This is a genomic window from Streptomyces sp. NPDC001407 (assembly GCF_042895325.1).
GTDB lineage: Bacteria > Actinomycetota > Actinomycetes > Streptomycetales > Streptomycetaceae > Streptomyces.
Genome location: NZ_JBIAWF010000027.1, coordinates 83,866 through 109,763, shown reverse-complemented (window position 1 = coordinate 109,763; position 25,898 = coordinate 83,866). Strand labels below are relative to the sequence as shown.

Genomic DNA, 25,898 nt, shown 5'->3' with positions numbered 1-25,898 from the left:
CACCGCCGGAACTTAACAGAAATACCCTCTGACCTGCGAAAACGTCAAAGTTAGTTCGGTCAATACACCGCAGGTTCAAATCCTGTCCCCGCTACTCACGTGAAGGCCCGGCATCTGCCGGGCCTTCACTGCTTCCGGGTCCGGTCACTCGATGTCTCCAGCGTAGAGGGCCGGGATGTTCCCGGCGGCGGCCTGGGCCACCAGCTCCGGAAGGCGGCGTTGCAGGAAGGGCGGGATCATCGGCAGGCCAGCCACCTTGTCGAGGGGCACCCAGTCGACGCCGGTCTGGACGTCGTCGTGGAGGCTCCCGCCGAGGGTGGACGGGATGTCGAGAGCGGTGCACCAGAAGATGGCCTCGACCCGGTGGTGCCCTGGTTCAAATGGGATGCTGCTGTCGGAGTGGTTGCCGGGGATGTGCTCGCGCAGGACGAGCAGCGGACCGGCCTTGACTCGAACTCCGGTTTCCTCAAGGACTTCACGTTCGGCGCAGGCGGCCAGAGTTTCGCCGGGCTGCTGTCCGCCGCCCGGGAGCCAGTAGGTTTCGATGTTCGGGTCGGGCCAGGTTCCGCGGACCAGGAGAACGCGGTTGTCCTGGACGACGAGGCCCGAGGCTGCGTTGCGGAGGTACATCTCGGTGGATGGCTGCTGAGTCCTCACCGACAGGAGGGTATCCGCGACCGCGTCACCCGCTGGGCATTTCCCTCAACTGTCCGTGCTCTGACCGGAGTCAGACCGTTCGACCAGAGCCGCCAGCCTGGACTCCAGCATCACCCACCTCACCGCGCGGATCGCAGTGGCGTTCTGTTGCTGTGCGCAGGTGCATGATTATGCTGCTGGGGCCTAGGCACAAGGACGCGGCTCGCCCCAACAGACCTGGGACGAGCCGCGTTTGTGCGGCTGAGATGCGGTTCAGTCGTTGGTGATGTCGCTGATGAAAGCGGACCAAGAGGCCACCGAGAAGACGATGGCCGGCCCGGTGGGGTTCTTGCTGTCCCGGACGGGCATGACGCCCGTGTACCCGTCGGCGACCTCGACACAGCCGTTGCCCGCGTCACTGTGGGACGACTTGCGCCACGCGGCCGAGGAGAGGTCGATCGCGCGCTTGCTATGGGTCACTTACCATTCCCTTCCATGATCGCTTTGATTCTTTCCCGGGAGAGGTCCGCGGGAAGTGCTGCTGCGACGACGCGGTCGAAGGCGTCCTCGTAGACCTTGGCGACATCCAGCCCCTCGGCGAACGTGCTGCCCATGATGTTCTCCAGGTGCACAACCATGGGCCACGGGGTCGGGAAGTGGACCACGTGGAAGAGGCCGACCATGCCCGGGTGGGGCACGGCGTCGATGGCCATGATCTGAATCGTGATGTTCGGCAGGTCCATCATGTCGAGCAGGTGCCGGAGCTGTTCGCGCATCAACGCCGGGTGCCCGGCGAATCGCTGGTGCAGTGCGCTTTCGTTGATGACGGCCCAGAGCTTGAGCGGCTGCTTGGGGCGGGTGAGCACCATCTGTCTCGCCTTGCGCACCTCGACCAGGGCCGCGATCTCGTCCGGTGTGCGGATCATCGCGGTGGCGTCGATGACTTCCCGGGCGTAGGCGCCGGTCTGCAACAGGCCCGGGATGATGTTCGGGGCGTAAATGTTCATGCTCTCGGCGTCGGCTTCCAGGCTGATGTAGTCGCTGTACTCGGCGGCTACGACGTCGCCGTAGGTCTGCCACCAACCGCGCTTCCCGGCGTCCTTGGCCAGGCCCGCCAGTGCTCCTATCAGCGTCTCGTCCGTGACGTCGTAGATCGCCATCAGCTCGGGGATCTCCTTCGCGGAGATGTGAGCCTTGGCGTTCTCGATCTTCGAGAGCTTGGTCGGGTCCCAGCCCATGCGCCCGGCGGCTTCTTCGAGTGTCTGCTTGGTGCTGTTTCTGGCGTCGCGCAGCAGTCCACCAAGGCGCCTTCTGCGGAGAGTTGGCCGGGCCCGTTGGTTCGGCATGTACTTCGCATCCTCCCTGTCGCGGTATCGAACTGCCCTGAAAAGGTGACGAGTTGAACCATGCAGGTTGCATTGTGACCCCGAAGGGTTGCGCAAGTCGATAGAACGTGAGTGCGGCACTTGCCAATTGAGGTGACGGGCTTGCGCACCCCGGTTCCCAAGCGTCATTCTGCCTGAGTCATGATGACGCGCATCACACTCGCGCTCATCCGGTGATCAGTGCGCGGCGGCTCGCCGTTCCCGAAGCGGCGGGCCGCCGTAGCCAGCCTCTTCCTTCACCGCTCGTCCAGGAGCCTCCGCATGCCCGAACTTCCTGGCACCGCTATGTCCGGACCCGCCTCCTACGTCGACATCCAGTTGCTGCGGGCGCAGCCGGAGCAGTACCGCATCGGGGTCGACGACATCATGGGCACGGTCCGCGCCGCTCTCGCCCGGCTGCCGGCGGCCACCACGGTCGATCACCTGCTGCTGCGCCTGCGCGGCCACGTCCAGCTGCTCCTGCCCGAGATCGAGAGCAAGGACTGGGCGAGGCACGGCCAGGACGACCAGATCCGCCTCGTGGCTACTGCCGCACGGGACCGACTGAACGCGGAGCCGAAGTCCGGGCCCGCGGTTGCACGCTGCGTCTACGCCCAGGAGCTGGCCTGCCTCTGCCGCGACCTCCTCGCTCTCGCGCTCGCCGACGAGGGAGCCGAACAGCTCGCCGTCATCACACCGAACCCCTTGTGCCGGAGCTGATCATGACGAACTTCCCGGGCACCGCCATGCCCTTGCTGTCCCCGCTGGAGCACCCCACGCTCGCACAGCGACTCAAGGCGCAGCACCCGCTCGTTCCCCCCGGGCAGCCCTACGCCGACCCCGCTGGTGCGCACGTCGACGAGGCCCTGGCCGCCGCACACGCTCCGCTGGACGTGGAGGCGATCCGCGCGACGATCAACCAGGCACTAGCCCCCGTACCGCTGGGCACTCACCTCGCCCCCGACACGCTCGCCGGCATCGCCCAACGGCTGAACTGGCACATGACGTTCCTGCTCCCCATCGCCGAAGCCAGGGGGCTGGACCGGGCCACACGCGCCTACCTGCGACGCCGGGTTGAGCACGGCCCGCCCAGCGCCCACGACTACCCGGTCTGCACGCAGACCTGGTTGCAGGACAACGCCCGCTCCTGCCAGATGCTCCTGGGCCTCGCCATCGCCGACGAGGCCGCCGAGCACCAGCATGCGGGGGTAGTGCGGTGAGCGGCATCGCCCGAGGCAAACGCCGGTTCATGCCGTACGACCCGGTTGGCATGATCGCGAAGTGGACCTATGGCCTGGGGAGCGTCGCGGCCCTCGGACTCCTGGCCCAGATCGTGGGAGTCGAGCACGCCCACAACGTAGTGCCGTCCAGGCCCGTGCCGGTGGCGACGCCGGATCTTCCCTCCGAGGAGTGATCAGCCGTGGACTCCCGTACGCGCCGCGAACTCCCGCAGCCCTGGAAGGTTCGTGGAGGAGTACAGCAGATCCGCAGTGAGGGCCTTCACCGACGGACGGCGGGCTTCCTCCGGGGCTTCGTGCTCGACGGCGCGAAGAGCAGCAAAGGTCCTGGTGTCGTTCCCGATCTGGTGCCACATGCGGGCCGCATCCGTATGGAAGCGGGCCCGGCGCTCGGCGGTCGGGAAGCGGTTCGGGTTGACGCGGTGGACGACCGGCACGGCCTCGTCCGGGGTGCCGAGCTTGTTGAACACGCTCAGCCGGAAGCTCGCGCACTGTTCGCGAGTGGCCTGGATGGTGACCTGCTCCAGGCTGGTCCCGTAGACGATGCGTTGTCCGATGGCTTCAGCTTCATCCACCATGTTGAGCGCGGCCGTGCGGTCGCCGTAGTGGGCCGCCGTGTATCCGCACGTCAGGAGCATTGCCGCGCGGACGGCTCGGGCCTGCTCGGTGGGGTCGTCGGTCAGCTGACGATCGGTGTGGACGAGAAGGTCCGCGGCCTGATGGTGGCGGCCGGCGCGGCGCATGGCGACCGACAGCATGCGGGTGGCCTCACCGAGCGGAGCGGGCTGGCCGGAGGCACGGGCGGCAGCCAGGGCCCGGTCGGCGGCGACCCAGACGGCCTCGGAGTGCTGTTTGCTGGCCAGCTCGCCGGCGAGGCTGTAGGCGTAGGCGGCCAGTGCGCAGGCTCGTTCCTTGGCGTATCCGGTGAGGTGGTCGCGGGTCGCGTCGGCTGCGGCGAGCAGCACCGGAAGTTCGGTGCCGAGAGCCTGGTACCGGGCGTGGCGGAAGTCTGCGCGGGCCCGGTAGAGCGCCCGGTAGAGCTGGCCGAGCGACACAGGACCGACGGCAGGCGGGTGGGACAACCCCACTTCCAGAGCGGTCGCGGGGGCGGCCAGAGGTCGGCTGACAGCACCAGCGGGCCCACCGGTAGCCATGGCGGTCCCGAGTCCGGCCACCCCGGTGAGAAATCCCCTGCGCCGCACCGCGTCCTCCTGGATCGCGTGGTCCCCTGCGCTCACCGTAGCGGCCGTCAGGCTGCCGGAAGAGGTGGTTCAGGAATCCCGTACCGGGCCTCGCCCCGGCGGGTGAGTGGCAACCATCAGGTCATCGTGCGGGATGCCAGGGTGCCCGGTATCTGTATGGTGACCGCTCACCACTGCCTATCCGTGTACTGCTCTGTGCTGTCGAACAACGGCACCTCGGCCTGCGGACGCAGTCAGCGCGCCGCAGATCCAGCCTTCCGCTTGCGAGAGTCAGGCCGTGTGTTCCAGGAAGTCGCGGACGAGGGGGACTTCCTTGCGGACGGCGAGCTTGTCCCGCAGGTCGTCCAGGGTGGAAGTGCCGCGAGCGGAGGAGACGCCGCCCATGTGCTCGACTGCTCGGTGAGCGGTCTCGACAGCGCCGTCGAGGTCGTCAAGGGAGATTCGGGCCTCGGCTTCGCGTGCGAGGTAAATGGCAGCACCGCGGGGGAAGTCCTCTTCTTGGTAGGCGTCGGCGTCCCGAATCGTGGCCGGAGCGGCGGTGAATTGGATCAACGCCTCCTTGGGGCGACCGAGGTTGAGTGCGCAGGAGCCGGCCAGCATTTGCAGCTCGCCAAGGTTGACCCAGTACACGCAGTCCGGTTCGTCTTGGGGCGAGCGGTCGTGTGCTCGGTCGTAGGCGTCGAAGGCGGCGTTCTGGGCGCGAGCCGCGGCACGGTCGTCACCAGCGTGGGCGTGAGCGCGGGCCAGGCGGGCGTGAAGCATGGCGATCATTCTCGGGGAACCGATCGACCGGGCCCGACCGAGGGCATCGGTCACCAGGTCGGCAGCCCCCCGTGGGTCGCCGGTGGAGTAGCGCATGATCGCCCAGAAGGCGAGGGTGTTGGCGGTGACGACAGGGTCGTTGGAAGAGGCAGCCGCACGCAGGGCGGCCAGATAATACTCCTCGGCCAGGGCGTGATGGCCGGAGTCGTAGGCAGTCCAGCCGCAGATGCGGGCGGCCTCCGCTGCGGCCGCGTGGAGCTGCCGGCCGGTCTCGTCGGAGTAGGCGTTGTTCTTGAGCGCCGAGGTGATCAGCCGGAGCTGGGCGCGGGCGGATGCGTGCACCTGGCCGGAGCCGAGTTGGTCGTCCTGGCGCCTCAGGATCGCCAGTGCCTTGTCGAACAAGGCGGGGGCCTGGCGCCCGATCCGCCGACCGCGCGAGCTCGCCGTGGCGGGCTCGGCGCTGCCAGCCCCGGCAAGAACCGGGGCTATCCCCGTGACAACCAGGAATCCCCTGCGGTCCATCGGTCCTCCCGTCGAGGCGACGCGATCCAATAAGTCAATCGTGGCCTGCGGGTCCCACGCAGCGTCAAGTAGCCGCCGTTCGCGGATACATGCCAGCTTGAGCCACTCCGGCCACGGCCGGGCCGTGACCTCCTCCTCCGGGATGCCGTGCAGGAAGGCCATCGCCTTCTGGGCACGCATCTCAGGGATGACGCCATAGCGGGTCCAGCGCGTGATGCGCTTGCGCTCCGACTTCGTGATCGGTCCGTAGCCGAGGTGACGGTGCGCGGCGTCCAAGAGCGTCAGGTAATGAGGCGCTGACCAGCCATTGAGGTGGAGCAGGTAGGCCAGCGGGTGCCTGTCAATCTCCACACCCGCCATAGTGCCCGCTTCAGCCGCCGACCGACAGGCATCGCCTACTCATGGGAACACCTGGTAACGCCATGGGAATGGCTGGGCACAGCCCCGGCCTTCCTTGGTGGTCCCTGGGTGCGGCATTACAAACACAGACTGTTCAACTCGGCCCGGGGCGCCGCCCGTCGGGCAACGGTTCGTAGCTCCGCAGACCCGGGATTCCGCCCGCGCACGACCAAACAGCACTCCCTGGCTGTCCGGCAACACCGGAGAAACCACAAGGAGGAGGACACGATGCGCATTCTCGTCGACGGCTTGGACCTGTCCGGCAAGACCACGCTGGTCACCGCCCTGATCGACCGGCTCGCCGACCACGGCGTACCAGCGGTGCGCCACCGCGGGATGCTCTGCGAGCACCACCCGCTGGAACGTCTGCTCAAGCGCCTGCCACTGGCCTACCAGTCGCGGTCCAGCCTGATCACCGGCGCCTACCTCTTCGGCGGCTACGCGCTGGACGCCGCACTCGTCCACCTCGATCCGCCCCGTACCGGCGGCGCCGTCCTCATCCAGGAGGGCTACGTGGACCGCACCATGGCCGTGGGGCTGGCCGGCGGCCCGTACCTGCCCGCCACCCTGGCCATGTGGGCGTCGCGCCGCTTCGCGACGTTCGACCTCGCAGTGTTCTTGCACGCCTCCCCCTCCGTCCGCCGCACCCGCATGGAGACGCGCGACCGCGTGGACAGCGGTGACTGGCGCAGCGTGGAGGACGAGGCGTTCGCCGCCCGGTTCGACGCCGCGCTGCTCACCTATCTGGGGCGCCGTCATCCCTCGCTGCTGGTCTTCGACACCGGGGTGCACGCCCCGCAGGAGATGGCCAAGCAGATTCTCGCCGCTGTCGGGCTGGTCCGGCCGGGCCCGGTTGTGCGACCGGATGACCACGGACTGGCCGTAGCCACGCCGAAGTCGGCCTGACCGTGCCCGGGGAGGTACGTATGCACAGCCGTACGACTCACAAGGGCGCGGTGGCGTTGCGCGCCGAGGTCGAGCTGCTGGTGCGGCCCGGCCAGCAAAGTCTGACGCCGGGCGGCGCTGAGGCGCTGCTGCGCGAGGAGACCGGGGCGGGGTCCGGCCGGATCGGCAAGAACCGCGTCACCAGCGCGGCGCGCCTGCGGTCGGTGACCCGGGCCGCGAGCGGGACGGCGTTCCCGGCGCTGGTGGTGAGCGTCAATCAGGAGGGCGGCCGGTTGAACGCCTTGGACTGGCCGGAGGTCGTCCAGCTGCCCGGGAGCATGGCGTTGGGGGCGGCGGGCGACGGCACTTTGGCCGAGCGGGCGGGGGCGGCGATCGGCGGTCAGCTGCGGGCGGCCGGGGTGACGTGGAACTTGGCGCCGGTCTGTGATCTGGCGGCCTGGCCGTCGCAGTCCGCGGTCGGTACGCGCGCCTTCGGCTCGGGCCCGGAGCAGGTGGCGCGGCTGGTCGGCGCCTTCGTCCGCGGTCTCCAGGCGGCCGGGGTGGCCGCGACCGCCAAGCACTTTCCGGGCCTCGGCGGTGTGAGCGTCGACCCGCACCTTGCGGCCCCGGTGGTCGATGAGCTGCCCGACGGTGCGTTACTCCCGTTCCGGGCGGCGGTGCGGGCCGGGGCGGCGTGTGTGATGGTCGGCAGCCAGAAGGTCCGCTCGATCGAGGACCGGCCTGCCCTAGCCTCCCCGAAGACGATCGCCGTCCTGCGCGAGGAGCTCGGGTTCGACGGGGTGGTGGTGAGCGAGAACCTGTCGATACCGGCTGTTCATGAGCCGCTCGGTGGCCTCCCGCCCGCTGCGGTGGCCGCCGTGGCGGCGGGGGTGGACCTGGTGATGCTGGACTCCGAGGTCTCCCGGGGCCGGCAGACGCATCGGGAGCAGGTGGCCGCCGTCCGCTGCCGCAGCGCCGTGGTCCAGGCGTTGGTCGACGCGGTGGAGAGCGGGTTGATCGGCCGTCGGCGGGTGGCCGAGGCCGCCGAGCGGGTGCTGGCCCTGCACGGCCGGTTCGGGATCAGCCCCAGCACGGTGCTCCCCGGCTGGGCCGAGGCGAACACCGTCGCGGGCGAAGTGGCCGACCGCATCGCCCGGGAATCGGTGACCGTCGTGCGCGGCGCGCGGCATCTGCCGCTCGTCCTGGCACCGGGGACGGCGCTGGCCGCCGTACGCGTGCCGGACGTAGGGCAGCGACGGGCCGACAGCGCCCGGCACGCACCCGATCTCCTGCCACCCCTGCTCAGTGCCGGGTATCCGGTGATACCTCTGCCGACGGGCGGCGAAGTACCGGACGGTGTCGGGGCGGTGGTGGTCTACGGCTACGACACCCGTACCGGGCATCGGAGCGGTGCTGCGGCGGAGGCGGCCCGGCTCGCACGCCGCCACCCGGTGGCGCAGATCGCCTTCGGCGACGTCGACGACCTGGCCGGCTCCCCGGCCGACGTGCTGATCGCCGCCTACAGCCCGCACCACGCCAGCGCCGCCGCCGTCGCCGCCGTGCTGTCCGGCCACCTGCGGGCCCGGGGCACCGTGCCGGTCGAGGGGGCCACGTGGTGACGCGCGTCCCGGCCCTGGAGCTGGCCGACTACCTGGAGCGCCTGTACCGCGCGGCGGGCATGTCCCGGGGCGGGGCCCGCACGATGGCCGCCTCGCACGTCGAAGCCGACCTTCGCGGCATCCCCGGACACGGCAGCCGTCTCGCCCCGGCCTACCTGGCCAAGCTCCGCACCGGCCGCCTCAACCCACGCCCCCGGGTGACGGTCCGCCACGAGGGCACAGCGTGGCTGGGCTTGGACGCGGATCTTGCGCCGGGTCCTGTCGCGGCCCGCCTCGCGGTCACGGCCGGCATGCGGCGCGCCCGCCGCCACGGCGTCGGACTGGTCTGCGTCCGCCGCGCAGGGCACGCCGGGGCGCTCGGTATCGCCGCAAGCCGAGCGGCCCGGCGGGGCCTGGTCAGCGTTCTTGCGGCGCCCACCTCGTCCGCCAGCGTGGCGCTGCTCGGCGGCACCGGTGCCCCGCTGCTGGGCACCGCGGCATTCGCGGTCGGCGTCCCCGGTCCCGATCCGGACCAGCCGGTGGTCGTGGACCTGGCTGCCGCGTCGAGCTCGTGGGGGCGCGTGCACCAGCGGGCCCGCACGGGCCAGGACCTGCCCGAGGGCTGGGCCCTGGACGCCACGGGCTGCCCGGTGCGCGATCCGCACCAGGCAGCCGTCCTCCTGCCGGCGGGCGAGCGGGGCCAGGCCCTGGCGATCGTCTTGCACCTGCTCCTCGGCGCGCTCACCGGCACCGCCCCACTGCCCACCGGCGCGGAAGACCGCGGCCTGCTGTCACTGGTGCTCGACCCCGTCGTCCTCGGGGCCAGCGGCCTGGCCGCGGCCGTGGACGAGGTCGGCCGTGCCGTGCGCGAGCAGGGCGCGCGGATGCCCGGCGACCGCGCCTGGGCCCACCGCGCCGCCGCCCGCCGGGGCGGCATCGAGCTGGACGACGAGGATCTGGCCGAGCTGGTCACCGCCGGACTTCCACACGTTCGCGCGCCGCGTGGCTGGCCCCGCCCCCGCCTCACCTCCCTCTCCCTGACTCCCTTCGGAGGCACTGCCGTGAGCACCGATACCCGTACCACCGCGTCCCGCCCTGCGGTCCTCGAGCAGCTCGCCGACGCGGGCCCGATGGTCCTGCACCAGGGCTCGCGCCAGCCGCAGGTCGCCCGCGCGTTGCACACTGTCCTCGACGTCAGCGACCCCTACCCGGTTGTCGCCGCTGTGCGCCGCCTGTGCGACGGCCCGCTGGAGCAGGCCCTGGCCGACGTCGCCGAGCAGCGCCTGCTCCACGAGCCGACCGGCCGCCGCGTCCCCCTGCAGGAACTCCCCTCCCGCGTGCTGACCCGCCTCGCCCTGCACCACCGCCTGACCGGTGTCCAGGCCGAGGCGCTGCACTTCGCGCTGCGCTGCTCGTTCGCCTTCCCCGGCATCGTCGGCAGCCCGGATGCCCCGTTCGCTCTCAAGGCGGAACTGCCCGCCGGGTTTACCCCGGTCGCCACGCCCGAGGAGATCGCCGCCACCCAGCGCGCCGCCGGACCGGACGGGCTGAACACGCGCTACATGATCAGCCAGATGAAGGGCGGCATGTCCTGCGACTTCGGCGTGGGCTGCCCGTTGATGTGCGCCTACTGCTACCGGCGCGAGGGCGACACCGTCGACGGCTACCTCGGTTCCTGGGAGCCGACCGGGTTCCTGGAAGCCGAGGAGGTGGTCGAGCGGCTGCTCGCGCACCCCTGGTTCACGCCGCACGTCACCCCACTGGGCCTGCACATGTCCACGTCGGAGGCATTCCTGCCGAAGCTGTGGTCGCGCACCTGGACGGCCCTGAAGCTGCTGGACGACCTCGGGCTGACCAACCGGGTCTCCTGCATCACCAAATACGGCCTCTCCGACGAGCAGATCGAACAGCTGGAGTCCTTGGTCAACATCGACCTGGACATCAACATCTGCTACGCCGCGATGCCCCCGGCGATCGAGCCGCCCAATCGCCAGCGCCGTCTCGACTTCCTGCGCCGTGCCCTGGCCTCCGACCGGCTCAACGTCCTGGCCTACTACCGGCCGATTGCCGAGGGCATCAACACCACCGACACCCACATGCGCGACGTCTGGACGACCTTCAAGGACGCCGGCGCGCGCACCGTGGTGCTCGGCGGGTTGAAGTTCGGCGACGACCACGTCCACTCGTTCATGTCCTACGGTCTGCCACTGCCCAGCGGCTCCTTCACCCCCGGCAAGAAACTCCTCAGCGCGGCCACCGAGCAGCGGATCATGGCCATGTTCGAGGAGGTGTACGCCGACGTGCCCGCCGAACGGCGGCCCGCCGTGGTGAAGAGGTCCTCGTGCGGCCGCTCGGTCGAGCGCGGAAGCCACCTCGCCGACTACAACGGCCACTACGACCTGCCCGCCACGAACTGCCGCCTGCGCTGCCCCGCCGCACAGCACCAGGTCTGCGCCACCGCCACCGTGCCGGAGGAAAGGACGGTCCGTCAGCTGCTCGCCCGGATCGGCCGCCCCGACGCGCGCTTCGACATCACCGCCTCCACCGTCGTCGTCCACGCCGATCTCTCGCAGTTCGAGCGGACCTTCCTGCGCCAGAACCTGCTCCACCCCGTTCACACGACCCGCCAGGCCGCCGACCTCCTCGCCGGAAGGCTCAGCCGATGACCGCCACGATCCCCGCCCGTACGTTCCTGCCGCTAGCCGACTCCCCGCTCCTCGACGGACGCACGGACGGCCAGGACGCCGACCTGGCGGTGCGCCTGGCCGAGCAGGCCGACCCCGATCCGGCCACCGTCCGCTCCCTGCTCGCCATCACCCACCCCGCCACCGCCCCACGGATCACCGCCGCCCTGGAAGCGCGCGACGACCTGCCCCCGGCCGCTCTCGCCCTCCTGATCGCCCACCGGCCCGAGAGCCGGAAGGGCACCGCCCGTCTGCGCGCCGTGCTCTTCCCGAACGGCGACAGCGCGGCCTGCCACACCTTCGCCCATACCATCGCCGCCCTCGCCCACCGCCCCGAGACCATCAGCACCCCCGACCTGGCCACCGAGAAGTTCGCGGCAGCCGCAGCGGCCGCCGACCCCGAGGCCCTGCACACCGTCCTGGCCGACCTGCTGGCCCTCCCCGTCCTGACCGGGCCCGCCGACGCCGCCCTCGGCCGCCTCCTCGACGCCCGCGCCGCCGCCCAGATCCCGCCCGCCGCCATCGACCAGGACGGCGCGGCGGCGCGCGAACGCACCCGCCGCACGCGGATCAGCGCCGAGATCACCGCCCGCCGCTGCGGCACCATCACGGCCATCGCCGAGCACACCGGCGGCCTCACCCACGCCGCCGAGCTCTGGTACGACGCCCTCACCCAGGCCGCCGACACACCGGAAACCGCCGGCCACGCCCTGGCACTCGCCGCTCTCGCTCCGGAAGCTCTGGCCACCGGGACCGGCCTCGACTGCCCCTGGCCCGCCGTCACGGCCCGCTGGCAACAGGTCAAAGCCGCCGCTCGCGCGGCCCGCCGCGCTCCGCAGGTCTGGCCGACGGCATGGGCGAAGGCCGCCATGACCGAGGACGGCGCGGCCTGGGATCCCACCCAGCGCGCCCTGGTCGCCGGCTACGACCTCCTCACCGAGCACGTCCGCGCGCTCGACACCGCCGGTGCGGCGCCGTCCCCCGACCAGTGCTGGGCCACCGACCCGGTCGGCCGCGCCCTCCTGCGCACCGTGGCCGACCACCTCACCGGGCATCTCGGCCACAGCCCGCTGCCCCACTTCGACGACGCGCTGCTCATCCGCTTCGTCCAAGGGCTCGCCAAGAACCGGCGCGACCGCTTACCTGGTGCCCTCCAGGTCCACGGCCTGGTCGCCGCCCTCAAGGCCGCCCGCTCCAAGCACCTGCTGCTCGCCCGCGCCGTCTCCCCCGACCTCGGGATCGTCGTGCCGACGCGCGGTGAGGCCCACCGCATCGCCCCGCCCGGCCCGGACAACCCCGGTGGGCAGGACGCGCTCGCGGCCAAAATCGCACAGCTGGCCTGGCTCCTGGAAGCGCGCCCCGACGCCCGCGCCCACCTGCTGCTGGTCGACGAGGACGCCGCGGGCGCCTCCGCGCGGGCCGCGCAGCGGGTGACGGCGGAGCACCCGCAGATCCGCGTCACCGCCGCCACCCGCCCGGACCAGGCCAGCGCCAAGGGCGGAGCGGTGCTCTGGGGACTGGTCCAGCTGCACGCCGTCGGCCACGCCGTCCTCGCCTACACCGACGTCGATCTCACCTACCCCCTCGACCAGCTCGGACTGCACCTCGCCGCCCTCGACCACCCCGGCACCGGAGCCGTCATCGGCTCGCGCCGCCTGCCCGACTCCCACGGCTACTACCCCCCGTCCGGCCCCACCCCGACCGCCCGGCTCTACCAACAGGCCGTCACCGAACTCCTCAGCCTGGAGATCAGCGATCCCCAGGCCGGCTTCAAGGCGTTCCGCACCGACGCCCTCACCACCGCGCTGCCCGGCATCACCGACCACAGCCTGTCCTTCGACACCGAGCTCCTTGCCGCCGTCCAGCACTCCGGCCACACCATCACCGAGGTCGGCGTCGCCGCCCTGCACCGCTGGGCCGACGGCCAGCATGGTGCCCCGCGCGACTACGACGCCATGCTGCACAACGTCCACCAGCAGGCCCAGCGCCTCGGCACTACCCCCCGGCCCAGCCCCGTCTGGGACCGCATCCAGCAGGCCGGCTCACTCGCCACGGCCGCCGCGAAACCCGCACCCGTCAACGTGACGATCACACCGATCCCACGCTGACCCGAGCACGACACCCCGCCCCGGGCCGTCGGCGTCAACCACGCGGGCGGCCCGTCCAGTTGAATCCCACCCGCAGGCTGCGGAGCGCGCGGATTCCGCGCACGGGTGTGCGTAGACTGTCACGCCTATTCCGGCCGCCGGATCAGCGCGGGCGGCCGGGCCGGGACCAGCCCCGTCGAAGGGTGAACGCGTGAGGGCCGTCATCGCCGTCGCCGGCATGGGAACCAGGTTCTTCCCCATCGGCAAGACGATCAACAAGTCCATGCTGCCGGTCCTCGACCGGCCGGTCCTCGCCTACGCGGTCGCCGACTGCGTGGCCGCCGGAGTACGCGAGATCGCAATCGTCACCGCCCCCGGCGACGCCGGCCGACAAGTCCGCCACTACTTCACCCACGACCGCGACCTGGAGACCTACTTCGCAGCCCGCGGCTGGCAGGACAAGTACGAGCCACTCGCGGCACTCCACACCCAGGCCGACTTCACGTTCATCGAACAGCCACGGAGCACCGACCGGTACGGCACCGCCCTGCCCGTCACCCTCAGCGCAGACTTCATCGGCGACCAGGACTTCCTCCTCATCGCCGGGGACGACCTGCTCCTGCGTACCGACGGCGGCTCCGACCTCGCCGACCTGGCCGCCGCCCGCACCGCCGCGGGCACCCCAGGCGCCATCGCTGCCGCCACCGTGCCCGGCGCCGACGCCCACCGCTACGGCATCCTCACCCCCCGCACCAGCACGGCCGGCCACCCCGTCCTCGACGGTCTGCTGGAGAAGCCCGCCGGGTACGACGCGCTGAACGCCTACGTCAACATCAGCCGCACGCTGCTCCCCGCCACCGCGGTCCGGCACTTCGAGAAACTCGCCCCCGCCGCGAACGGCGAGTACCAGGCCACCGACGCCATCGCCGACTGGGCCCGCGACCACGACCTGCTCATCCACCCCATCAACGGGCACTACTACGACTGCGGCACCCCGATCGGACTGCTCGCCGCCAACAACGCCGCCGCCCGCGCACAGGGGCTGACCGCGCCCGGCGTGACCTCATGAGCCAGACGGCCCCGGCCTTCCCGATCCGCACCTGCGCCGTCATCCTCCACGACAACCACATCTGCCTGATCCACCGCGAGCGGCCCGACGGCGACCAGTACTCCCTGCCCGGCGGCCTCGTCCACGCCGACGAAGAGGTACCAGCCGCCCTGGCCCGCGAGCTCAGGGAGGAGCTCGGCCTCGATCTCGCGGAGCTGACCAGCCGTCCTGAGCTGCGCTGGGTGCAAGACCAGATCACCACCCGCCCCGGCAGCAGCGCGCCATTCCGACGGCTCCATCTCATCCACGTACTGCACCTGCCGCCCGGCGCGCGGCAAACCATGGCCGACACGGAACAGGACGCCGAGGATCACGCTCCTGTCGTCTGGACGAACCTCGACCGCGCCGCCCGCCTTCACCTCTATCCGGCGGTCGGTGAGGCGATTGGAACGCTCGCCAAAGCAAGCGGCCAAATCGCTCTGGTTCCGGTCCTCCTGCCACCAATCACGGATCGGACCTACCGCTGGCGCTGACGACCGCGTGAGCGAAGCGGCAGGGAGTCACCGGAGACGGGTTTTCAGGCGTCGGTTTACCAGTCGTCGGTTAACCGGTCCCCGGTGAACCAGGCGTGTTTACTAAGACCCTCACCAAGTTCCCCCTACCCCCACAGGTGTCGTTCTGGCTGACGCTTCGCACGCCGCTGTCGGCTGTCGCCGACGAGGGCGCCAGTGCCGCCGTCAGCGCCTTTTGCTGCTCAACAGCATCCCGAGTTCCTTGATCGCTTAGTCGGGCTCGTAGGGGGCGTTCAGGGCGGTTCTCGGGCCTGCGCTGCCGCCTGTTGATCTTGTCTATTCGTGGTGCAGGACGGGGTGGTTCAGGTAGTTGGTAGCGGCTCGCCGGACAGCACGTGGACGTGCCAGTGCTGGCTTTCCTGGTAGCGGCCCATGTTGGTCACGACGCGGCAGGCTCCATGTTCGTTCTTCACCGCAGCGGCGGCTTGGCGGACGACGGTCATGACGTCCAGCAGCAGCTGGTCGCCTCCGTCGCCCAGGTCGATGAGCGAGAGGACGTGCTGCTTCGGGATGACGACGAGATGGACGGCGTACGCGGGTCGCGTGTGTTCGAAGGCGAGGACCGTGTCCGTCTCGATCAACTTCCGGACCTGGGTGCGTCCGCTCAGGACCTGCTCGCAGTAGAAGTCGTCGCCCATCCTTACGGCTTCCGCGGGTTGGCTTCGGCGATCTCCTTGGCGCGTTCGGCGACCGGGTTCAGGCCGACCTCGGCTCTGCGCTGGTCAACGTCGTCGGGCTCGCGGATCGGGGAGGGCTCCCAGTCGCCGCCCGGTGGCCGGCGGAACTGCGTGCCGAACCACTGGGCGCCTTCGGTGCGAACGGCGATGCGGTCTTCGAGGAAGGCGAGCTGCCAGGGCGCGGCGTCGCCGTCGGTGACCGCTTCGGCGAGCAGGTTGGCCCACTGCTCCTGGAGGTGGGGTTGCCGGTCGGCATGCTGCGCGAGGAGCCAGGCCGCGTCCGCGCCGTCGTCGCCGCACAGCGACCGCCCGGGCCACCCCACTCGGTCAATGACGTCCTTGAGCCAGTGGGTGTTGTCGTTGTCCATGTCCGCCCAGCGCGCGGCGACGTCGTCCGTGACCGTGTCGCGAAGGGCGCTGCGGAAGTCCTGGTCGACGTCGCGGCGGCGCAGCAGCTCTTTGCACAGGATCTCGTCTCGGGCGGGGCCGGGGCGCTGGGCGGCGGCGGTGGGAGGCACGAGTTCGTGCAGGGCCTCGCCGAGGATGCGGGTGTCCGCGGGCGTGTCCAGGACGGCCAGCTCGTCGGCGGTGATCCAGCGGAACGGGTGCTCGCGGTGGCCGACGGGGCCGTACGGTCGGTCGACGACTCCGACGTGGATGTGGTCGAGGTGCACGTGCTGTTCGGGGTGCTGGCCTTCGGCTCCGGCGGGCATGCTCACCGTCCACCAGGGCGCCCCGTCGACGCACGCCTCGGCGCTGGTCTCCGGGTGCGGGTAGTCCGCGGGCAGCGCATACCCGGCGGGAGGCAGGAGGCGGGCGCGGTAGCCGGTCTCCTCGACGGTCTCGCGCAGCGCGGCCTGCTCGGGCCGCTCGCCGGGGTCGATGTGGCCGCCGGGGACCATCCAGCCGCCGTGGTGGGGGTGCTCGATGACGCCCAGCCGCCACGTGTCGCCGAAGCGGGCGAAGAGGTACAGGCTGGCGGTGCAGTGCCGGACCAGGTCCATCGCGGCAGCGTCCCACGCCGCCGCGCCCCCAGTACAGGGCGCCTGGTCGCCTACGCTGAAGGCGGGCGTGGGGCCGACGAGACGGATGCTGCTGGTGGGCCTGCCCCGTTTTCTGACCGACGCCTGGTCGTGGCTGAACTACAAGCCGGTGATGGCCTCCACGTACGACGGCCGACCGCACCGTGCGCTGGCGCCGGAGATCCAGGCGACGTGGCTGCCGCCCGAGTCGGTGCGCCGCCTGGCCGCGTACAAGCTGCTCGCGGCCTACGACTCCAACCAGGCCGGGGAGCTGGCGGCGCTCGCGGGGAACGCAGAGGCAGCCGAGCGGAGAGAGTTCGGTGACCCGTCCTCGTTCGTGGACACCACCCTCGCGCACGTCATCGGCAAGACGCAGCAGATCGTGGTGCCCGGCGCCGAGCACGCCAAGGACGACCAGGCCACCCCGGAAGCAGTGGCGGCGGCAGCGGCGCAGGAGCGGCTGCGCGAGTGGGCGGAGGCCGAGCTGCTGCCGCTGCGCATGCAGGCCTGCGAGCGCAAGGCCGTTCTCCTCGGCGACGGCGTGTACCTGCTGGCGTGGGACCCGGAGAAGGGGCGGGCCCGCCTGCAGACCTTCGATCCCGGTTTCTACTTCCCCGTCATCGAGGACGACGCCGACCCGGGCGACTACCCGAACCGCGTCCACCTGGCGTGGGAGATACCGGAGGACCCCAAGCGCGGCGTCAAGGCGCGGGTGCGCCGGATCACCTACGAGCTGGGCCCGATCGAACCGGCCGCTCGCCCCGCCGCCGACGGCGCGGGCCGGCAGGGGCCCGACGTCCCCGCGGACGCGGCGGCCGCGATGGCAGGGCCTGGCGACGTCTTCGACACGGCCACCGGGCGAGTCGTCCGCACGTACCCGTGGGCGCCCGGCGGGGTGTCGGCCGTCACCTGCTATCTGACCGACGCGGAATGGCTCCTCGAGGACCTGCGGCACGGGCAGTCGCTCGACGACTTCCCCCTCGACAAGGCCCGCTTCCGCGAGCGCGCCGACGGCACGGTCCTCAACCGCCTGGACCTGCGGATCGACTTCCTGCCGGTCGTGCACATCAGCAACACCATCGCGGACGGGGAGCACTTCGGGCAGTCCTCCCTCGCCAAGGTCTTCCAGGCCCTGGACGAACTCGCCGAGACCGACACCGACTCGGCCCGCGCCTCGGCCACCACCGGCGCCCCGATCATCGCGCTCGCCGGGTCCCACGCCGAGGTCGACCGGATCACCGGCCGCCCCAAGCCGCTGGACATCGCACCCGGCACGGTGTTTCAGCTCGCCGACGGCGGGCGCATGGACGTCCTCGACACCTCCAGCCAGTTGGCCGAGCTGCGCGCCCGGGTCGAGGAGCTTCGCGAACGGGCCGCCGTCAACGCCCGGCTGCCCGCCGTGAGCCTGGGCACCGTGGATCCGTCCGACGTGCCCAGCGGCTACGCCCTCCAGCTCAGCCTCGGCCCTCTCGATTCCCTCGTCGACGCCATGCGGCTCGCCCGCGCCCACAAGTACTCGCTGCTGCTGAAGATGGTGCAGCGCCTTCACCAGGCTGGTCAGGCGGAGGGCTGGCCGGCGGGCCCGCCGCTCCCGGCCCGCCTGGTGTTCGGCCCGCACACCCCCACCGACCGGGCCGCCATCCTGGACGAGGTGATCAAGGGCGTGAGCGCCGGGGTGCTCTCCCTGGAGACCGGTATCCGGATGCTTCAGGACGCCGGGTACCCGATCGAGGACGCCCGGGAGGAGGTCGAGCGCATCGACGCCCGCCGAGCCCCTAGTCCCGAGCCGCGGGAGTCGACGACGGCGGACGAGGAGGAGCAGGAAGAGAAGGAGGGTTCCCCGGAGGACCGGCCTGGCGAGCAGCAGCGTGACCGGGCCGAGGCAGCGTAGGGCCCCTGGCTGACGGGCTGCTCCGTCTTCGGCCCGCTCTTGGGCGGTTGACCGGCCGGGGTTGCCGTCCGGTTGGTCAGCGGAGGTGCGCGGGCAGGAATGCCAGGAGGCCGATCACCGTGCCGGCTGCCAGGCCCCACCCGGCAACGCGCATCCACGTTAGCTCTGGCTTCACGGCGTCAGGGTATAGGGGCCATGCCGGGCGCGTCCGGCGTCTTCGCGATGCGCAGCACGGTCATCTCCTGGGCGGGAGGCGGGCGTCGTCACTCGACCTGGGCCCGCAGGCGGCGGGCCGCCTCGACGACTGCTTCGTGGTCAGACGCGAACAGCTGGCCGCTCTGGGTGGTTGGGTCCGCGGGCGTCCCGTCGTTCCGGATTCGGCCTGCCCACATCTGTACGCCAGCCCCGAGCATCGTGATGCCGATCCACCAGCTTCCTTCCTTCGGGACCAGCCGGGCCTGTTCATTCCCCACCCACTGCACGGCGACGTCACGCCAGTTGCACTGCTCCACGATCATCTGTCCAAGCCGCTCGGCCATACGCCCTCCCGGCCCGGAGCCTATCCGGCGTCGTCGTCTCCACCCAGGGGCCGTGCGAGGTCGTCGGCAGGGATGCGGGTCTTCTTGAAGCCCTGGCGCTGTTCATCCGCCGAGAGGCGTAGGTCGTCTTCGGACATGGAGGAGATGGTGCCGCCCCCGGTTTGGATCTTGTAGGTGCCCTCACCGCCGGGCACGTTCTTCACGAGGGTCACCTCGTAGCAGTAGCCAGCGAAGTCGCCGTACGCGTCGGGCAGCCGTTGCCCGGTCCGGCTGGTGGTCGCCTCGGCGAGCTTGCGCTTTCCGCTCTTGTCGAAGATGACGACGGTCTCTCCAGGGGCGTTGGGCGTGCACTGCTCGCCTGCCCGGCCGTGGCCGCCGTTGCGAATGTAGGCGTCGGCGGAGGCGGAGACGATGGTGGCGGTGAACGGCGTGCGGTCCACCCACGGCTCCCACAGCAGGACGGCGCTGGCCCCGGCGGCGCACGCAGCTGCGGCTGCGCCCCACAGGACGACCGGTCTGCGCTTCCACCAGTTCTTCCGGATCGGCACCCCTTGCGCGCCTGGCGAGGGTACGGGGTGTTTTGCGAGGTCAGGCATGATGTGGATCTTGCCATGGAAGAGACGTCCAGTAGGCGTCTCCCGTCGACGCAGACTGCGCGCAGGTTGTCCCCCTACCGTGCAGTGTCTAAATCTAGTGCCTCGTGATTCTGTTCGTATCACTTCGAGTTGTTTGCGACGAGTTTCTTGATGTTGGTCTGGACGAGGCGGACCTTCGCCAGGATCTCTTCCGCGGTTGCGGTCCAAGTGAACGGTTTGGCCCCGGAGTTCCAGGTGTCGATGTAGTTGCGGATCTGGGTGATCAGGACGTTGACGCTGGCGAAGGTGCCGCGGCGGATCGCCTGACGGGTCAGGATGCCGAACCATGTCTCGATCTGGTTCATCCATGAAGATCCGACGGGAGTGAAATGGAAGTGGACGTGCGGGTGGCCGGCCAGCCATGTCTTCACCTCCGGCGTGGTGTGGGTGGAGAGGTTGTCCAGAACGACGTGGATCTCCTTCCCGGCGTGCGGCTTCACGGCCTTCTTCAGGAAGGCCAGGAAGTTCTTGCCGTTCCGGTTCGGCCTGCACTCGCCGATCACTTCACCGGTGCCGACGTTGAGAGAGGCGAACAGGTTCGTGGTGCCGTGCCGGACGTAGTCGTGGGTGCGTTTCTCGGTGGCCGAGAAGGTCATGGGCAGCACCGGCTGGGTCCGGTCCAGCGCCTGGATCTGCGTCTTCTCGTCAATCGAGAGCACGACCGCGCCGCCCGGCGGGGCAAGGTAGAGGCCGACGACATCGGCGACTTTGTCCGCGAACGCAGGGTCCTTCGAAATTTTGAAGGTGCCGTTGCGGTGAGGCTTGAGGTTCTCCTCGCGCCAGATCCGCGCGATGTAGTGCCAGGACACGGAGACGTTCTCGGTCCGCTTCATGTACTTCGCCAACTCGCGTGTAGACCAGTGCGAGAGGCCGGTGACCGCCGGCGGCGTCATGCGTGTCAGCGCAATCACCCGCGCCCGGACCCGTGTCGGGACCTGTTCCCGGGCGCCGCCAGGACGGTCACCTTCCAGCCCTGCCAGCCCGCGCTGGGCGTAACGGGTCTTCCAGCGGTCCACGGTCGGCAGCGACACTCCGAGCAGCTCGGCAATGTCCTTGCGTCGGCGTCCCTCGTCCGTCCACAGGACGATCCGGGCCCGTGAGGCCACATCCGCAGGTACATCCGGGCTGTTCGCCAACGCCCGCAAATCGGCAGCCTGTTCCTCGGAGAGCTCCATGCCAGCAGCAACGAGACACACGAGATCAAGTAACGCCGACAGAATCACGAGGCACTAGCCGAGACCAGTGGCCACGGCTGCTCGCCCGGTCATAGCGATGATGAGTGTGATTGTCTCTGTTCCATACGGCCACCGGGCCACTGCACCGAATTCACGTAGGTGTAGCAGGGTTCGTGACGGCCATGAGTCCCCCACTTCAAGCGGTGCCCACGCTGCGCCCCTTTTCCGCAGTGCTACGACCGGCGAGAACACGTCGTTCCCGCAATCGCACGTCTGGTGATGAGCTCCTGTGGACTTTTCCACCTGGATCGGCTCACGCCATCGCAACACTCCATCCATGTCGGCTCCGTGCTGCTCCATGTCAAGCTCTGCTTCGAAAGGAGGGTGTGTCTCCTTGAGCTTGAGGGCGTTGCCCTCGCGGTCAGCGTCGGGGCCCGGCCTCCCTCCTGTGTCAATGTCTACGCGCCCGAGGGCCCCACACATGATTTCGGCGTGAATCTGCATGAACGCCGCATACTGCTCTAGCGGCCATTTGTGAGGCTTAATGCGCGCAGAGGAGCCGATCGTGGCGACATAGTCGTGATCGAACTCGCCGCGAATGACTCGCCGACGAACATCCATAAGCGCAGCAAGAGCCGACGGGCTGTCTACGAATTCGTCCAGCAGGGCGAGGGCGATCTCTTGATGGATGGTCCCCATGTGATTCTCCGGTCTGCGGTGGCACGGCCGACGGTAGGGCAGACAGCCAGGCGGAGACGTGCACGGCATCGCCTTCGTGCCCGGAAGATCGCACGAGCGGGTGTACGGCTGACGTCCGTACACTCGTCACTGGCGCGGGGCCGTTGTGTGGGAGCAGCACGCATTCATGACCGGCACCCCGACAGAACCGCAGGACACTCCGCCCGCCGAGCTCACGGTCCGCCAGGATCGGCTGGCCACGATGCTGGCGCGCGAGAAGGACCAGGGAGGCCGGGCTGCGGTCCGGGCCCTGGTCGAGCGGCTCGGCTTCTCCGACTCCGAGGCCCTGGAGCAGTACCTCTCCGTCGTCCGCAAGACCCAGCAGGATGAGCTGAGCGACGCCCAGTACCGCGAGGTGCAGTTCGCCGAGCGGGAGAAGGCTCTGGCCGCCCGGGAGGCTGCGGCGGAGGCTCGCGAACGTGCGGCGGTCCGGCGCTCCTACCTGGCCGAGGCAGGCGCGAAGGGCCAGGACCTGGACGACGCGATGGTCCTGCTGCGGGTCGAGGACGACGCCGACGACGCTCAGCTCACCGACGCGGTCAGCCAACTCGCTACCCGCCGCCCCGAGCTGTTCGCCCGCACCGCCGCGCACCTGCCGCCGGTTCCGGCGCCCGCTGGTGCTCCCGCGTCCGTTCCGCCGCCGCGCTCGCCCGGGGTCTCCCACACGCCAGGCGCGGCCGGGCTGGAGATGGCGCGCCGCCGCGGGCTCCTGCCGCCGGCGACCTGACCGTCAGGCCGTACGCGGCCTGCCACCTCGGGGACCACGCCCCTTCATCTTCGTGGACCGTTCCACCACCTCTGGTGAGGGCGCGACCGCCTTTTGACCCACCAGGAGGACGGCGTGACCATTCAGCCGTACACCACCTCCGTGACGGTGACCGCTGACCGCGACTGGCTCGCATCGCGGCACGGCACCGACTCCACGGAAACCATCACCCTCGACCTGAGCACGTTCACCAGGGGTGTCCACTTCACCGAGCCCGAGCCGGGCCAGCCGTACGGGTACGTCCGCTCCGGCGTCCCGGTCGCCCGGATCACGGCCTCGGGCCTGTACGGGCCGTACGACCCGGAGGCCAAGGACGGCCGCCAGCACCTCGCCGGCCTGGTGTACACCGAGGCCCCGTACACCCCGGGCAGCAAGAACGTCCCCGCGGCCCTGTACTGGCACGGCTCGGTGAACACGGCCCACATCCCCGGCGGCATCGACCCCACGAAGATCGCCCCGCACCCCGCCAGCCCGCAGATCCGCTTCCTCGGTGAGGTGACCGCATGAGCGTCGCAGACCTTCTCAAGGGCGTGTCGGTCACCGACCTGACTGTGTACGCGCGCACCATCCCCACGCCCGATGACTTCCTGCTGACGAAGACCGTCTTCGGTGAGAAGCAGGTCAAGGACGTCAAGTGGCGTATCCGGCAGTCGAAGCGCCGTGTGAACGCCGCCTCGTATCGCGCCTACGACGCCTCCGTGCCGTTCGCGCAGCGGCAGGCGGAGACCACGCAGGTCGAGGGCATGCTGCCTGCGCTGGGCCAGAAGCTCGTCGTCACGGAGCTGGAGCAGCTGCTCCTGGACGCCTCCCGGGGTGCCGACGACGACCGCCTGGTGGAGCTGCTGTACGACGACGTCGAGCGCCACGTGGAGGCGATCCGGTCCCGTCTCGAACTCGCCGCCGCCGACGTGCTGCTCGACGGCAAGTTCTCCCTCACCGGCGAGAACGGCCTGACGGTCGAGGTCGACTACAAGGTGCCGGCCGCGAACATGCCGACGGCGGCCAAGCCGTGGTCCGATCCGTCGTCGGACCCGATCGCGGACGAGCTGCGCTGGATGTCCTACCTCGACGACATCGGTGCCCCGGCCCCGGAGATGGTGCTCACCTCCCGGAAGGCGTGGTCGCACCTCGCGTCCAACATGGCCTACCGGGCCGCGTACTACGGCACGCCGTCGGGCGGCCAGACGCCGACGGCGACGCTCAACCCGGAGCAGGTCAACAGCGTGCGCGGCACGTACGGCCTGCCGCCGGTCACCTTCTACCGTGCCCAGGTGTGGCAGAACAATGTGTCCAAGCGGGTGATGCCCGAGGACCGGTGGATCATGCTGCCGCCGGACCGCGCGAAGTGGGGCGAGACGCAGTACGGCACCACCGCGGAGTCCCTGGCCCTGTCGCGCGGCACGACCCCGGCGATCGAGCGGGAGGACGCCCCCGGCATCATCGTCACCCGCGACGTCGAGGACGACCCGGTGCAGATCTGGACCAAGGGTGCGGCGTGCGCGATGCCGGTGCTCTACTCGCCGGACTGCCACATCACGGCGAAGGTCCTCTGATGGGCGCCGCCCAGGGTAAGGCGCTCGGCACCCTCGCCGTCGCCGTCCACGTCCTCGATCCCGTTGAGCGCATCCCGCTGATCCTGACGCCCGGCGCCGAGGTCACCGACCCGGATGTCGCCAGCCAGATCACCAACCCGGCCTGCTGGCAGGACAACCAGGTTCCCGTCCTCGTGGCGGAGAAGAAGGCCAGCCGGAAGTCCGCTTCGACGCCCAACGACGACTGACCGACCACCGCTGCGGCCGGGAGAAGCACCCGCTTCTCCCGGCCGCGTTTTCCCACGAAAGCACCCTCCCTTTTGAACAGCGACACCATGAGCTGGCTGCTGGCACAGCTCGGCCCGGACACCGACACGGCTGACCTTCAAACCCGATACCTACGCCTTCGCTCAGCGCGCGCCGTCGCACTGGAAATCCTCAATGAGCGACTGGCGAAACTACTGGCCGAACCGCTGAAGGTGTCCGTCAACGGTGTAGTCACCGTGGACCAGACGACCAACGTATCCGCGCTGGAACGCCGCATCACCGCCGTGGCCGCCGATGCGGCTCCGGATGACACTCCGACTGCCGGACGCGATCTGCTCACCACCGTGGTCCTATGTCCGCGCCGCCGCAGGTAGACGTCAGCACGGCTGGCCTGGGGACCTTTAATGCGCGTCTGGCCGAACGCTTCACCACGCAACGCCGATTGTGGGCACGGCCATTGATGGCACGCATTCGCCGAACCATGTGGAATCTCATCACGAACGGACGAGCAATCGGCTCACGACGAGTCCTCTCCGGATTAGCAACCCCTTAACCATCCCTATCTGAACTGCCCCAAAAACGGCGATCAATTGAAAATTGTGAGGTACGTTCTGCGCCGAACGGAAGGGAAAATCTCATGGCCAAGCGCGTTGATACCTACTTCGTGGACGACCTCACCGACGAGCGCGACGAGAGCGTGAAGGAGCGCGTGATCTCGCTCGATAGCCGCCGCGTCGTCATCGACCTGGGCGACGACTCCTACGCCGAGCTGGAGGAGAAGCTGGCGCCGTACTTCGCGGCCGGGCGGTCCGGTCGCGCCGCCGCCACTCCCCGGAAGGCTGCCAAGGCCACGCCCGAGGCGAAGACGGTCGAGCCGACCACGAGCGAGATCCGCGCCTGGGCGAGGCGGCGCCGCATCAAGGTCGCTGCCCGCGGACGCATTCCCGTCGCCTTGCGCGAGCAGTACATCACCGACCACATGAATGCCGCATAGCTGGGCACACATGGTTGAGCCGCGCCTGAAGGACAGGGTGCGGCTCAAGCGCGTTCGGGGCACTCCCGGAGGGGGGAAGGCATGAGCGGGACCCACGCTGATGAGAACCACCTCCGAACGCCCGGCTGGGCACGGCTGAGCGGCGAGGTAGTACACCGAGGCGACTTCCTGACCGTTCACCGTGACCGGGTAGTCCAGCCCGATGGAGCGCCGGGAACGTACGAGCACGTCGCCGTCGCGGAGGGAGCCCGCATCGTTGCCGTCGACGCAGCCGGACGCATCCCTCTCGTCGAGGACGACTGCTATCTCCAGGGCCGACGCCAACTCGCGCTGCCCGGCGGCGGACTTCGGCCGGGCGAGGACCCCGAGGCGGGTGCGCGGCGGGAGTTCGAAGAGGAGACCGGCAAACGGCCCGGCGAACTGCGCCTGCTCGCCCGCTTCCACCCGCTGCCGGCCACCACGTCCGCGAGCACCTATCTCTTCTTGTCCAACGCCCTCGAGGACGGTGTCGTGCGCCGGGACTCGACGGAGGCGCGCATGACGGTGAAGTGGATGCCCGTGGAAGCGGCGGTCCAAGCGGTGCAGGACGGGGAGATCACGGAGGCGGGAACCGTGATCGGGCTCCTTCTCGCCGCGCGCGCCCTCGCGATCTGATCCGGCCCGCG

28 protein-coding genes are annotated in these 25,898 nt (G+C 70.1%); 17 read left to right on the top strand and 11 right to left on the bottom strand.

Translation table 11 applies throughout. The features are described 5' to 3' along the window. Positions 1 to 144: 144 nt before the first annotated feature. The 3 genes from ACFY1P_RS29750 to ACFY1P_RS29740 all read right to left on the bottom strand — a co-directional run bounded on the left by ACFY1P_RS29750 (position 145) and on the right by ACFY1P_RS29740 (position 1,982). Entirely contained in the window at positions 145 to 657 is a 513-nt protein-coding gene (locus ACFY1P_RS29750) for an NUDIX domain-containing protein (RefSeq protein WP_390752370.1), read from the bottom strand. A 252-nt stretch (positions 658 to 909) separates the two neighbouring features. Then, entirely contained in the window at positions 910 to 1,116 is a 207-nt protein-coding gene (locus ACFY1P_RS29745) for a DUF397 domain-containing protein (RefSeq protein WP_390752369.1), read from the bottom strand. Beyond that, positions 1,113 to 1,982 (bottom strand): helix-turn-helix domain-containing protein, encoded by an 870-nt coding sequence (locus tag ACFY1P_RS29740; RefSeq protein ID WP_390752368.1) that lies wholly within the window; start codon positions 1,980 to 1,982, stop codon positions 1,113 to 1,115. Before ACFY1P_RS29740 ends, ACFY1P_RS29745 begins: the two co-directional genes overlap by 4 nt. Positions 1,983 to 2,282: 300 nt before the next feature. Between ACFY1P_RS29740 and ACFY1P_RS29735 the strand changes: the two genes are divergently transcribed. The 3 genes from ACFY1P_RS29735 to ACFY1P_RS29725 are packed head-to-tail and all read left to right on the top strand — an operon-like array spanning position 2,283 to position 3,414. Next, a complete protein-coding gene (locus tag ACFY1P_RS29735; protein WP_390752367.1) occupies positions 2,283 to 2,720 on the top strand; it encodes a DUF6415 family natural product biosynthesis protein in 438 nt (145 codons plus the stop codon). 2 nt (positions 2,721 to 2,722) lie between these two features. Then, positions 2,723 to 3,220 carry a hypothetical protein gene (locus ACFY1P_RS29730; protein WP_390752366.1) on the top strand — a complete coding sequence of 166 codons (498 nt, stop codon included), beginning with the start codon at positions 2,723 to 2,725 and terminating at the stop codon, positions 3,218 to 3,220. Between the two features lie 50 nt (positions 3,221 to 3,270). Further along, entirely contained in the window at positions 3,271 to 3,414 is a 144-nt protein-coding gene (locus tag ACFY1P_RS29725; RefSeq protein WP_390752365.1) for a hypothetical protein, read from the top strand. Here the strand turns inward: ACFY1P_RS29725 and ACFY1P_RS29720 are convergent, their stop codons facing one another. Beyond that, positions 3,415 to 4,293 (bottom strand): XRE family transcriptional regulator, encoded by an 879-nt coding sequence (locus ACFY1P_RS29720; protein ID WP_390752364.1) that lies wholly within the window; start codon positions 4,291 to 4,293, stop codon positions 3,415 to 3,417. It abuts the gene before it with no gap. A 417-nt stretch (positions 4,294 to 4,710) separates the two neighbouring features. Continuing rightward, on the bottom strand, positions 4,711 to 6,075 hold the full coding sequence (locus tag ACFY1P_RS29715; RefSeq protein WP_390752363.1) for a transcriptional regulator: 1,365 nt from the start codon (positions 6,073 to 6,075) through the stop codon (positions 4,711 to 4,713). A 276-nt stretch (positions 6,076 to 6,351) separates the two neighbouring features. Between ACFY1P_RS29715 and ACFY1P_RS29710 the strand changes: the two genes are divergently transcribed. The 6 genes from ACFY1P_RS29710 (at position 6,352) to ACFY1P_RS29685 (ending at position 14,958) form a co-directional block, all read left to right on the top strand. Next, entirely contained in the window at positions 6,352 to 7,029 is a 678-nt protein-coding gene (locus ACFY1P_RS29710; protein ID WP_390752362.1) for a hypothetical protein, read from the top strand. A gap of 20 nt (positions 7,030 to 7,049) precedes the next feature. Next, entirely contained in the window at positions 7,050 to 8,627 is a 1,578-nt protein-coding gene (locus tag ACFY1P_RS29705; RefSeq protein ID WP_390752361.1) for a glycoside hydrolase family 3 N-terminal domain-containing protein, read from the top strand. Continuing rightward, on the top strand, positions 8,621 to 11,272 hold the full coding sequence (locus ACFY1P_RS29700) for an Ldh family oxidoreductase (RefSeq protein WP_390752360.1): 2,652 nt from the start codon (positions 8,621 to 8,623) through the stop codon (positions 11,270 to 11,272). The genes ACFY1P_RS29705 and ACFY1P_RS29700 overlap by 7 nt, the downstream gene beginning before the upstream one ends. Beyond that, entirely contained in the window at positions 11,269 to 13,398 is a 2,130-nt protein-coding gene (locus tag ACFY1P_RS29695; protein ID WP_390752359.1) for a hypothetical protein, read from the top strand. The genes ACFY1P_RS29700 and ACFY1P_RS29695 overlap by 4 nt, the downstream gene beginning before the upstream one ends. Positions 13,399 to 13,588: 190 nt before the next feature. Then, a complete protein-coding gene (locus ACFY1P_RS29690) occupies positions 13,589 to 14,446 on the top strand; it encodes a sugar phosphate nucleotidyltransferase (protein ID WP_390752358.1) in 858 nt (285 codons plus the stop codon). Next, on the top strand, positions 14,443 to 14,958 hold the full coding sequence (locus tag ACFY1P_RS29685) for an NUDIX domain-containing protein (RefSeq protein ID WP_390752357.1): 516 nt from the start codon (positions 14,443 to 14,445) through the stop codon (positions 14,956 to 14,958). Before ACFY1P_RS29690 ends, ACFY1P_RS29685 begins: the two co-directional genes overlap by 4 nt. A 341-nt stretch (positions 14,959 to 15,299) precedes the next feature. Here the strand turns inward: ACFY1P_RS29685 and ACFY1P_RS29680 are convergent, their stop codons facing one another. Beyond that, entirely contained in the window at positions 15,300 to 15,635 is a 336-nt protein-coding gene (locus ACFY1P_RS29680; protein ID WP_390752356.1) for an HIT family protein, read from the bottom strand. A 2-nt stretch (positions 15,636 to 15,637) separates the two neighbouring features. Next, on the bottom strand, positions 15,638 to 16,678 hold the full coding sequence (locus ACFY1P_RS29675; RefSeq protein ID WP_390752355.1) for a DUF6624 domain-containing protein: 1,041 nt from the start codon (positions 16,676 to 16,678) through the stop codon (positions 15,638 to 15,640). A gap of 67 nt (positions 16,679 to 16,745) precedes the next feature. On the opposite strand from ACFY1P_RS29675, the gene ACFY1P_RS29670 reads away from it, so the two are divergent. Further along, positions 16,746 to 18,587: a hypothetical protein gene (locus tag ACFY1P_RS29670; RefSeq protein ID WP_390752354.1), complete on the top strand. Its 1,842-nt coding sequence runs from the start codon at positions 16,746 to 16,748 to the stop codon at positions 18,585 to 18,587. 263 nt (positions 18,588 to 18,850) lie between these two features. On the opposite strand, the gene ACFY1P_RS29665 is transcribed toward ACFY1P_RS29670, so the two are convergent. From ACFY1P_RS29665 to ACFY1P_RS29650, 4 genes are all read right to left on the bottom strand, one after another. Beyond that, positions 18,851 to 19,126, bottom strand: coding sequence for a hypothetical protein (locus ACFY1P_RS29665; protein ID WP_390752353.1), 276 nt, complete (start codon positions 19,124 to 19,126; stop codon positions 18,851 to 18,853). Between the two features lie 20 nt (positions 19,127 to 19,146). Continuing rightward, positions 19,147 to 19,722, bottom strand: a complete 576-nt coding sequence (locus tag ACFY1P_RS29660; protein WP_390752352.1) for a hypothetical protein — start codon at positions 19,720 to 19,722, stop codon at positions 19,147 to 19,149. A 119-nt stretch (positions 19,723 to 19,841) separates the two neighbouring features. Beyond that, the gene (locus ACFY1P_RS29655; RefSeq protein WP_390752351.1) at positions 19,842 to 20,936 is read right to left on the bottom strand and encodes an IS630 family transposase; all 1,095 of its coding nucleotides are present in this window, start codon (positions 20,934 to 20,936) and stop codon (positions 19,842 to 19,844) included. A gap of 54 nt (positions 20,937 to 20,990) precedes the next feature. Next, complete coding sequence (locus tag ACFY1P_RS29650) at positions 20,991 to 21,635, bottom strand: hypothetical protein (RefSeq protein ID WP_390752350.1); 645 nt, start codon at positions 21,633 to 21,635, stop codon at positions 20,991 to 20,993. Positions 21,636 to 21,801: 166 nt separating this feature from the next. On the opposite strand from ACFY1P_RS29650, the gene ACFY1P_RS29645 reads away from it, so the two are divergent. The 7 genes from ACFY1P_RS29645 (at position 21,802) to ACFY1P_RS29615 (ending at position 25,887) form a co-directional block, all read left to right on the top strand. Beyond that, positions 21,802 to 22,401 carry a hypothetical protein gene (locus ACFY1P_RS29645; protein ID WP_390752349.1) on the top strand — a complete coding sequence of 200 codons (600 nt, stop codon included), beginning with the start codon at positions 21,802 to 21,804 and terminating at the stop codon, positions 22,399 to 22,401. 114 nt (positions 22,402 to 22,515) lie between these two features. Further along, complete coding sequence (locus ACFY1P_RS29640; protein WP_390752348.1) at positions 22,516 to 22,947, top strand: head decoration protein; 432 nt, start codon at positions 22,516 to 22,518, stop codon at positions 22,945 to 22,947. Next, the gene (locus ACFY1P_RS29635) at positions 22,944 to 23,993 is read left to right on the top strand and encodes a major capsid protein (protein WP_390752347.1); all 1,050 of its coding nucleotides are present in this window, start codon (positions 22,944 to 22,946) and stop codon (positions 23,991 to 23,993) included. Before ACFY1P_RS29640 ends, ACFY1P_RS29635 begins: the two co-directional genes overlap by 4 nt. Then, positions 23,993 to 24,220 carry a hypothetical protein gene (locus ACFY1P_RS29630; protein ID WP_390752346.1) on the top strand — a complete coding sequence of 76 codons (228 nt, stop codon included), beginning with the start codon at positions 23,993 to 23,995 and terminating at the stop codon, positions 24,218 to 24,220. Before ACFY1P_RS29635 ends, ACFY1P_RS29630 begins: the two co-directional genes overlap by 1 nt. A gap of 87 nt (positions 24,221 to 24,307) precedes the next feature. Beyond that, on the top strand, positions 24,308 to 24,613 hold the full coding sequence (locus ACFY1P_RS29625) for a hypothetical protein (protein ID WP_390752345.1): 306 nt from the start codon (positions 24,308 to 24,310) through the stop codon (positions 24,611 to 24,613). Between the two features lie 263 nt (positions 24,614 to 24,876). Next, positions 24,877 to 25,233 carry a histone-like nucleoid-structuring protein Lsr2 gene (locus ACFY1P_RS29620; protein ID WP_390752344.1) on the top strand — a complete coding sequence of 119 codons (357 nt, stop codon included), beginning with the start codon at positions 24,877 to 24,879 and terminating at the stop codon, positions 25,231 to 25,233. An 81-nt stretch (positions 25,234 to 25,314) separates the two neighbouring features. Continuing rightward, positions 25,315 to 25,887: an NUDIX domain-containing protein gene (locus ACFY1P_RS29615; protein ID WP_390752343.1), complete on the top strand. Its 573-nt coding sequence runs from the start codon at positions 25,315 to 25,317 to the stop codon at positions 25,885 to 25,887. Positions 25,888 to 25,898 lie beyond the last annotated feature (11 nt).

What these genes read in the sequence shown, in the direction of transcription:
- ACFY1P_RS29625 (WP_390752345.1), top strand. Translation starts at nt 24,308, where the DNA reads ATGAGCTGGCTGCTGGCACAGCTCGGCCCGGACACCGACACGGCTGAC.
- ACFY1P_RS29620 (WP_390752344.1), top strand. Translation starts at nt 24,877, where the DNA reads ATGGCCAAGCGCGTTGATACCTACTTCGTGGACGACCTCACCGACGAG.
- ACFY1P_RS29630 (WP_390752346.1), top strand. Translation starts at nt 23,993, where the DNA reads ATGGGCGCCGCCCAGGGTAAGGCGCTCGGCACCCTCGCCGTCGCCGTC.
- ACFY1P_RS29740 (WP_390752368.1), bottom strand. Translation starts at nt 1,982, where the DNA reads ATGCCGAACCAACGGGCCCGGCCAACTCTCCGCAGAAGGCGCCTTGGT.
- ACFY1P_RS29685 (WP_390752357.1), top strand. Translation starts at nt 14,443, where the DNA reads ATGAGCCAGACGGCCCCGGCCTTCCCGATCCGCACCTGCGCCGTCATC.
- ACFY1P_RS29645 (WP_390752349.1), top strand. Translation starts at nt 21,802, where the DNA reads ATGACCGGCACCCCGACAGAACCGCAGGACACTCCGCCCGCCGAGCTC.
- ACFY1P_RS29710 (WP_390752362.1), top strand. Translation starts at nt 6,352, where the DNA reads ATGCGCATTCTCGTCGACGGCTTGGACCTGTCCGGCAAGACCACGCTG.
- ACFY1P_RS29735 (WP_390752367.1), top strand. Translation starts at nt 2,283, where the DNA reads ATGCCCGAACTTCCTGGCACCGCTATGTCCGGACCCGCCTCCTACGTC.
- ACFY1P_RS29665 (WP_390752353.1), bottom strand. Translation starts at nt 19,126, where the DNA reads ATGGCCGAGCGGCTTGGACAGATGATCGTGGAGCAGTGCAACTGGCGT.
- ACFY1P_RS29725 (WP_390752365.1), top strand. Translation starts at nt 3,271, where the DNA reads ATGATCGCGAAGTGGACCTATGGCCTGGGGAGCGTCGCGGCCCTCGGA.
- ACFY1P_RS29680 (WP_390752356.1), bottom strand. Translation starts at nt 15,635, where the DNA reads ATGGGCGACGACTTCTACTGCGAGCAGGTCCTGAGCGGACGCACCCAG.
- ACFY1P_RS29655 (WP_390752351.1), bottom strand. Translation starts at nt 20,936, where the DNA reads ATGGAGCTCTCCGAGGAACAGGCTGCCGATTTGCGGGCGTTGGCGAAC.
- ACFY1P_RS29675 (WP_390752355.1), bottom strand. Translation starts at nt 16,678, where the DNA reads ATGGACCTGGTCCGGCACTGCACCGCCAGCCTGTACCTCTTCGCCCGC.
- ACFY1P_RS29695 (WP_390752359.1), top strand. Translation starts at nt 11,269, where the DNA reads ATGACCGCCACGATCCCCGCCCGTACGTTCCTGCCGCTAGCCGACTCC.
- ACFY1P_RS29705 (WP_390752361.1), top strand. Translation starts at nt 7,050, where the DNA reads ATGCACAGCCGTACGACTCACAAGGGCGCGGTGGCGTTGCGCGCCGAG.
- ACFY1P_RS29730 (WP_390752366.1), top strand. Translation starts at nt 2,723, where the DNA reads ATGACGAACTTCCCGGGCACCGCCATGCCCTTGCTGTCCCCGCTGGAG.
- ACFY1P_RS29660 (WP_390752352.1), bottom strand. Translation starts at nt 19,722, where the DNA reads ATGCCTGACCTCGCAAAACACCCCGTACCCTCGCCAGGCGCGCAAGGG.
- ACFY1P_RS29615 (WP_390752343.1), top strand. Translation starts at nt 25,315, where the DNA reads ATGAGCGGGACCCACGCTGATGAGAACCACCTCCGAACGCCCGGCTGG.
- ACFY1P_RS29650 (WP_390752350.1), bottom strand. Translation starts at nt 21,635, where the DNA reads ATGGGGACCATCCATCAAGAGATCGCCCTCGCCCTGCTGGACGAATTC.
- ACFY1P_RS29635 (WP_390752347.1), top strand. Translation starts at nt 22,944, where the DNA reads ATGAGCGTCGCAGACCTTCTCAAGGGCGTGTCGGTCACCGACCTGACT.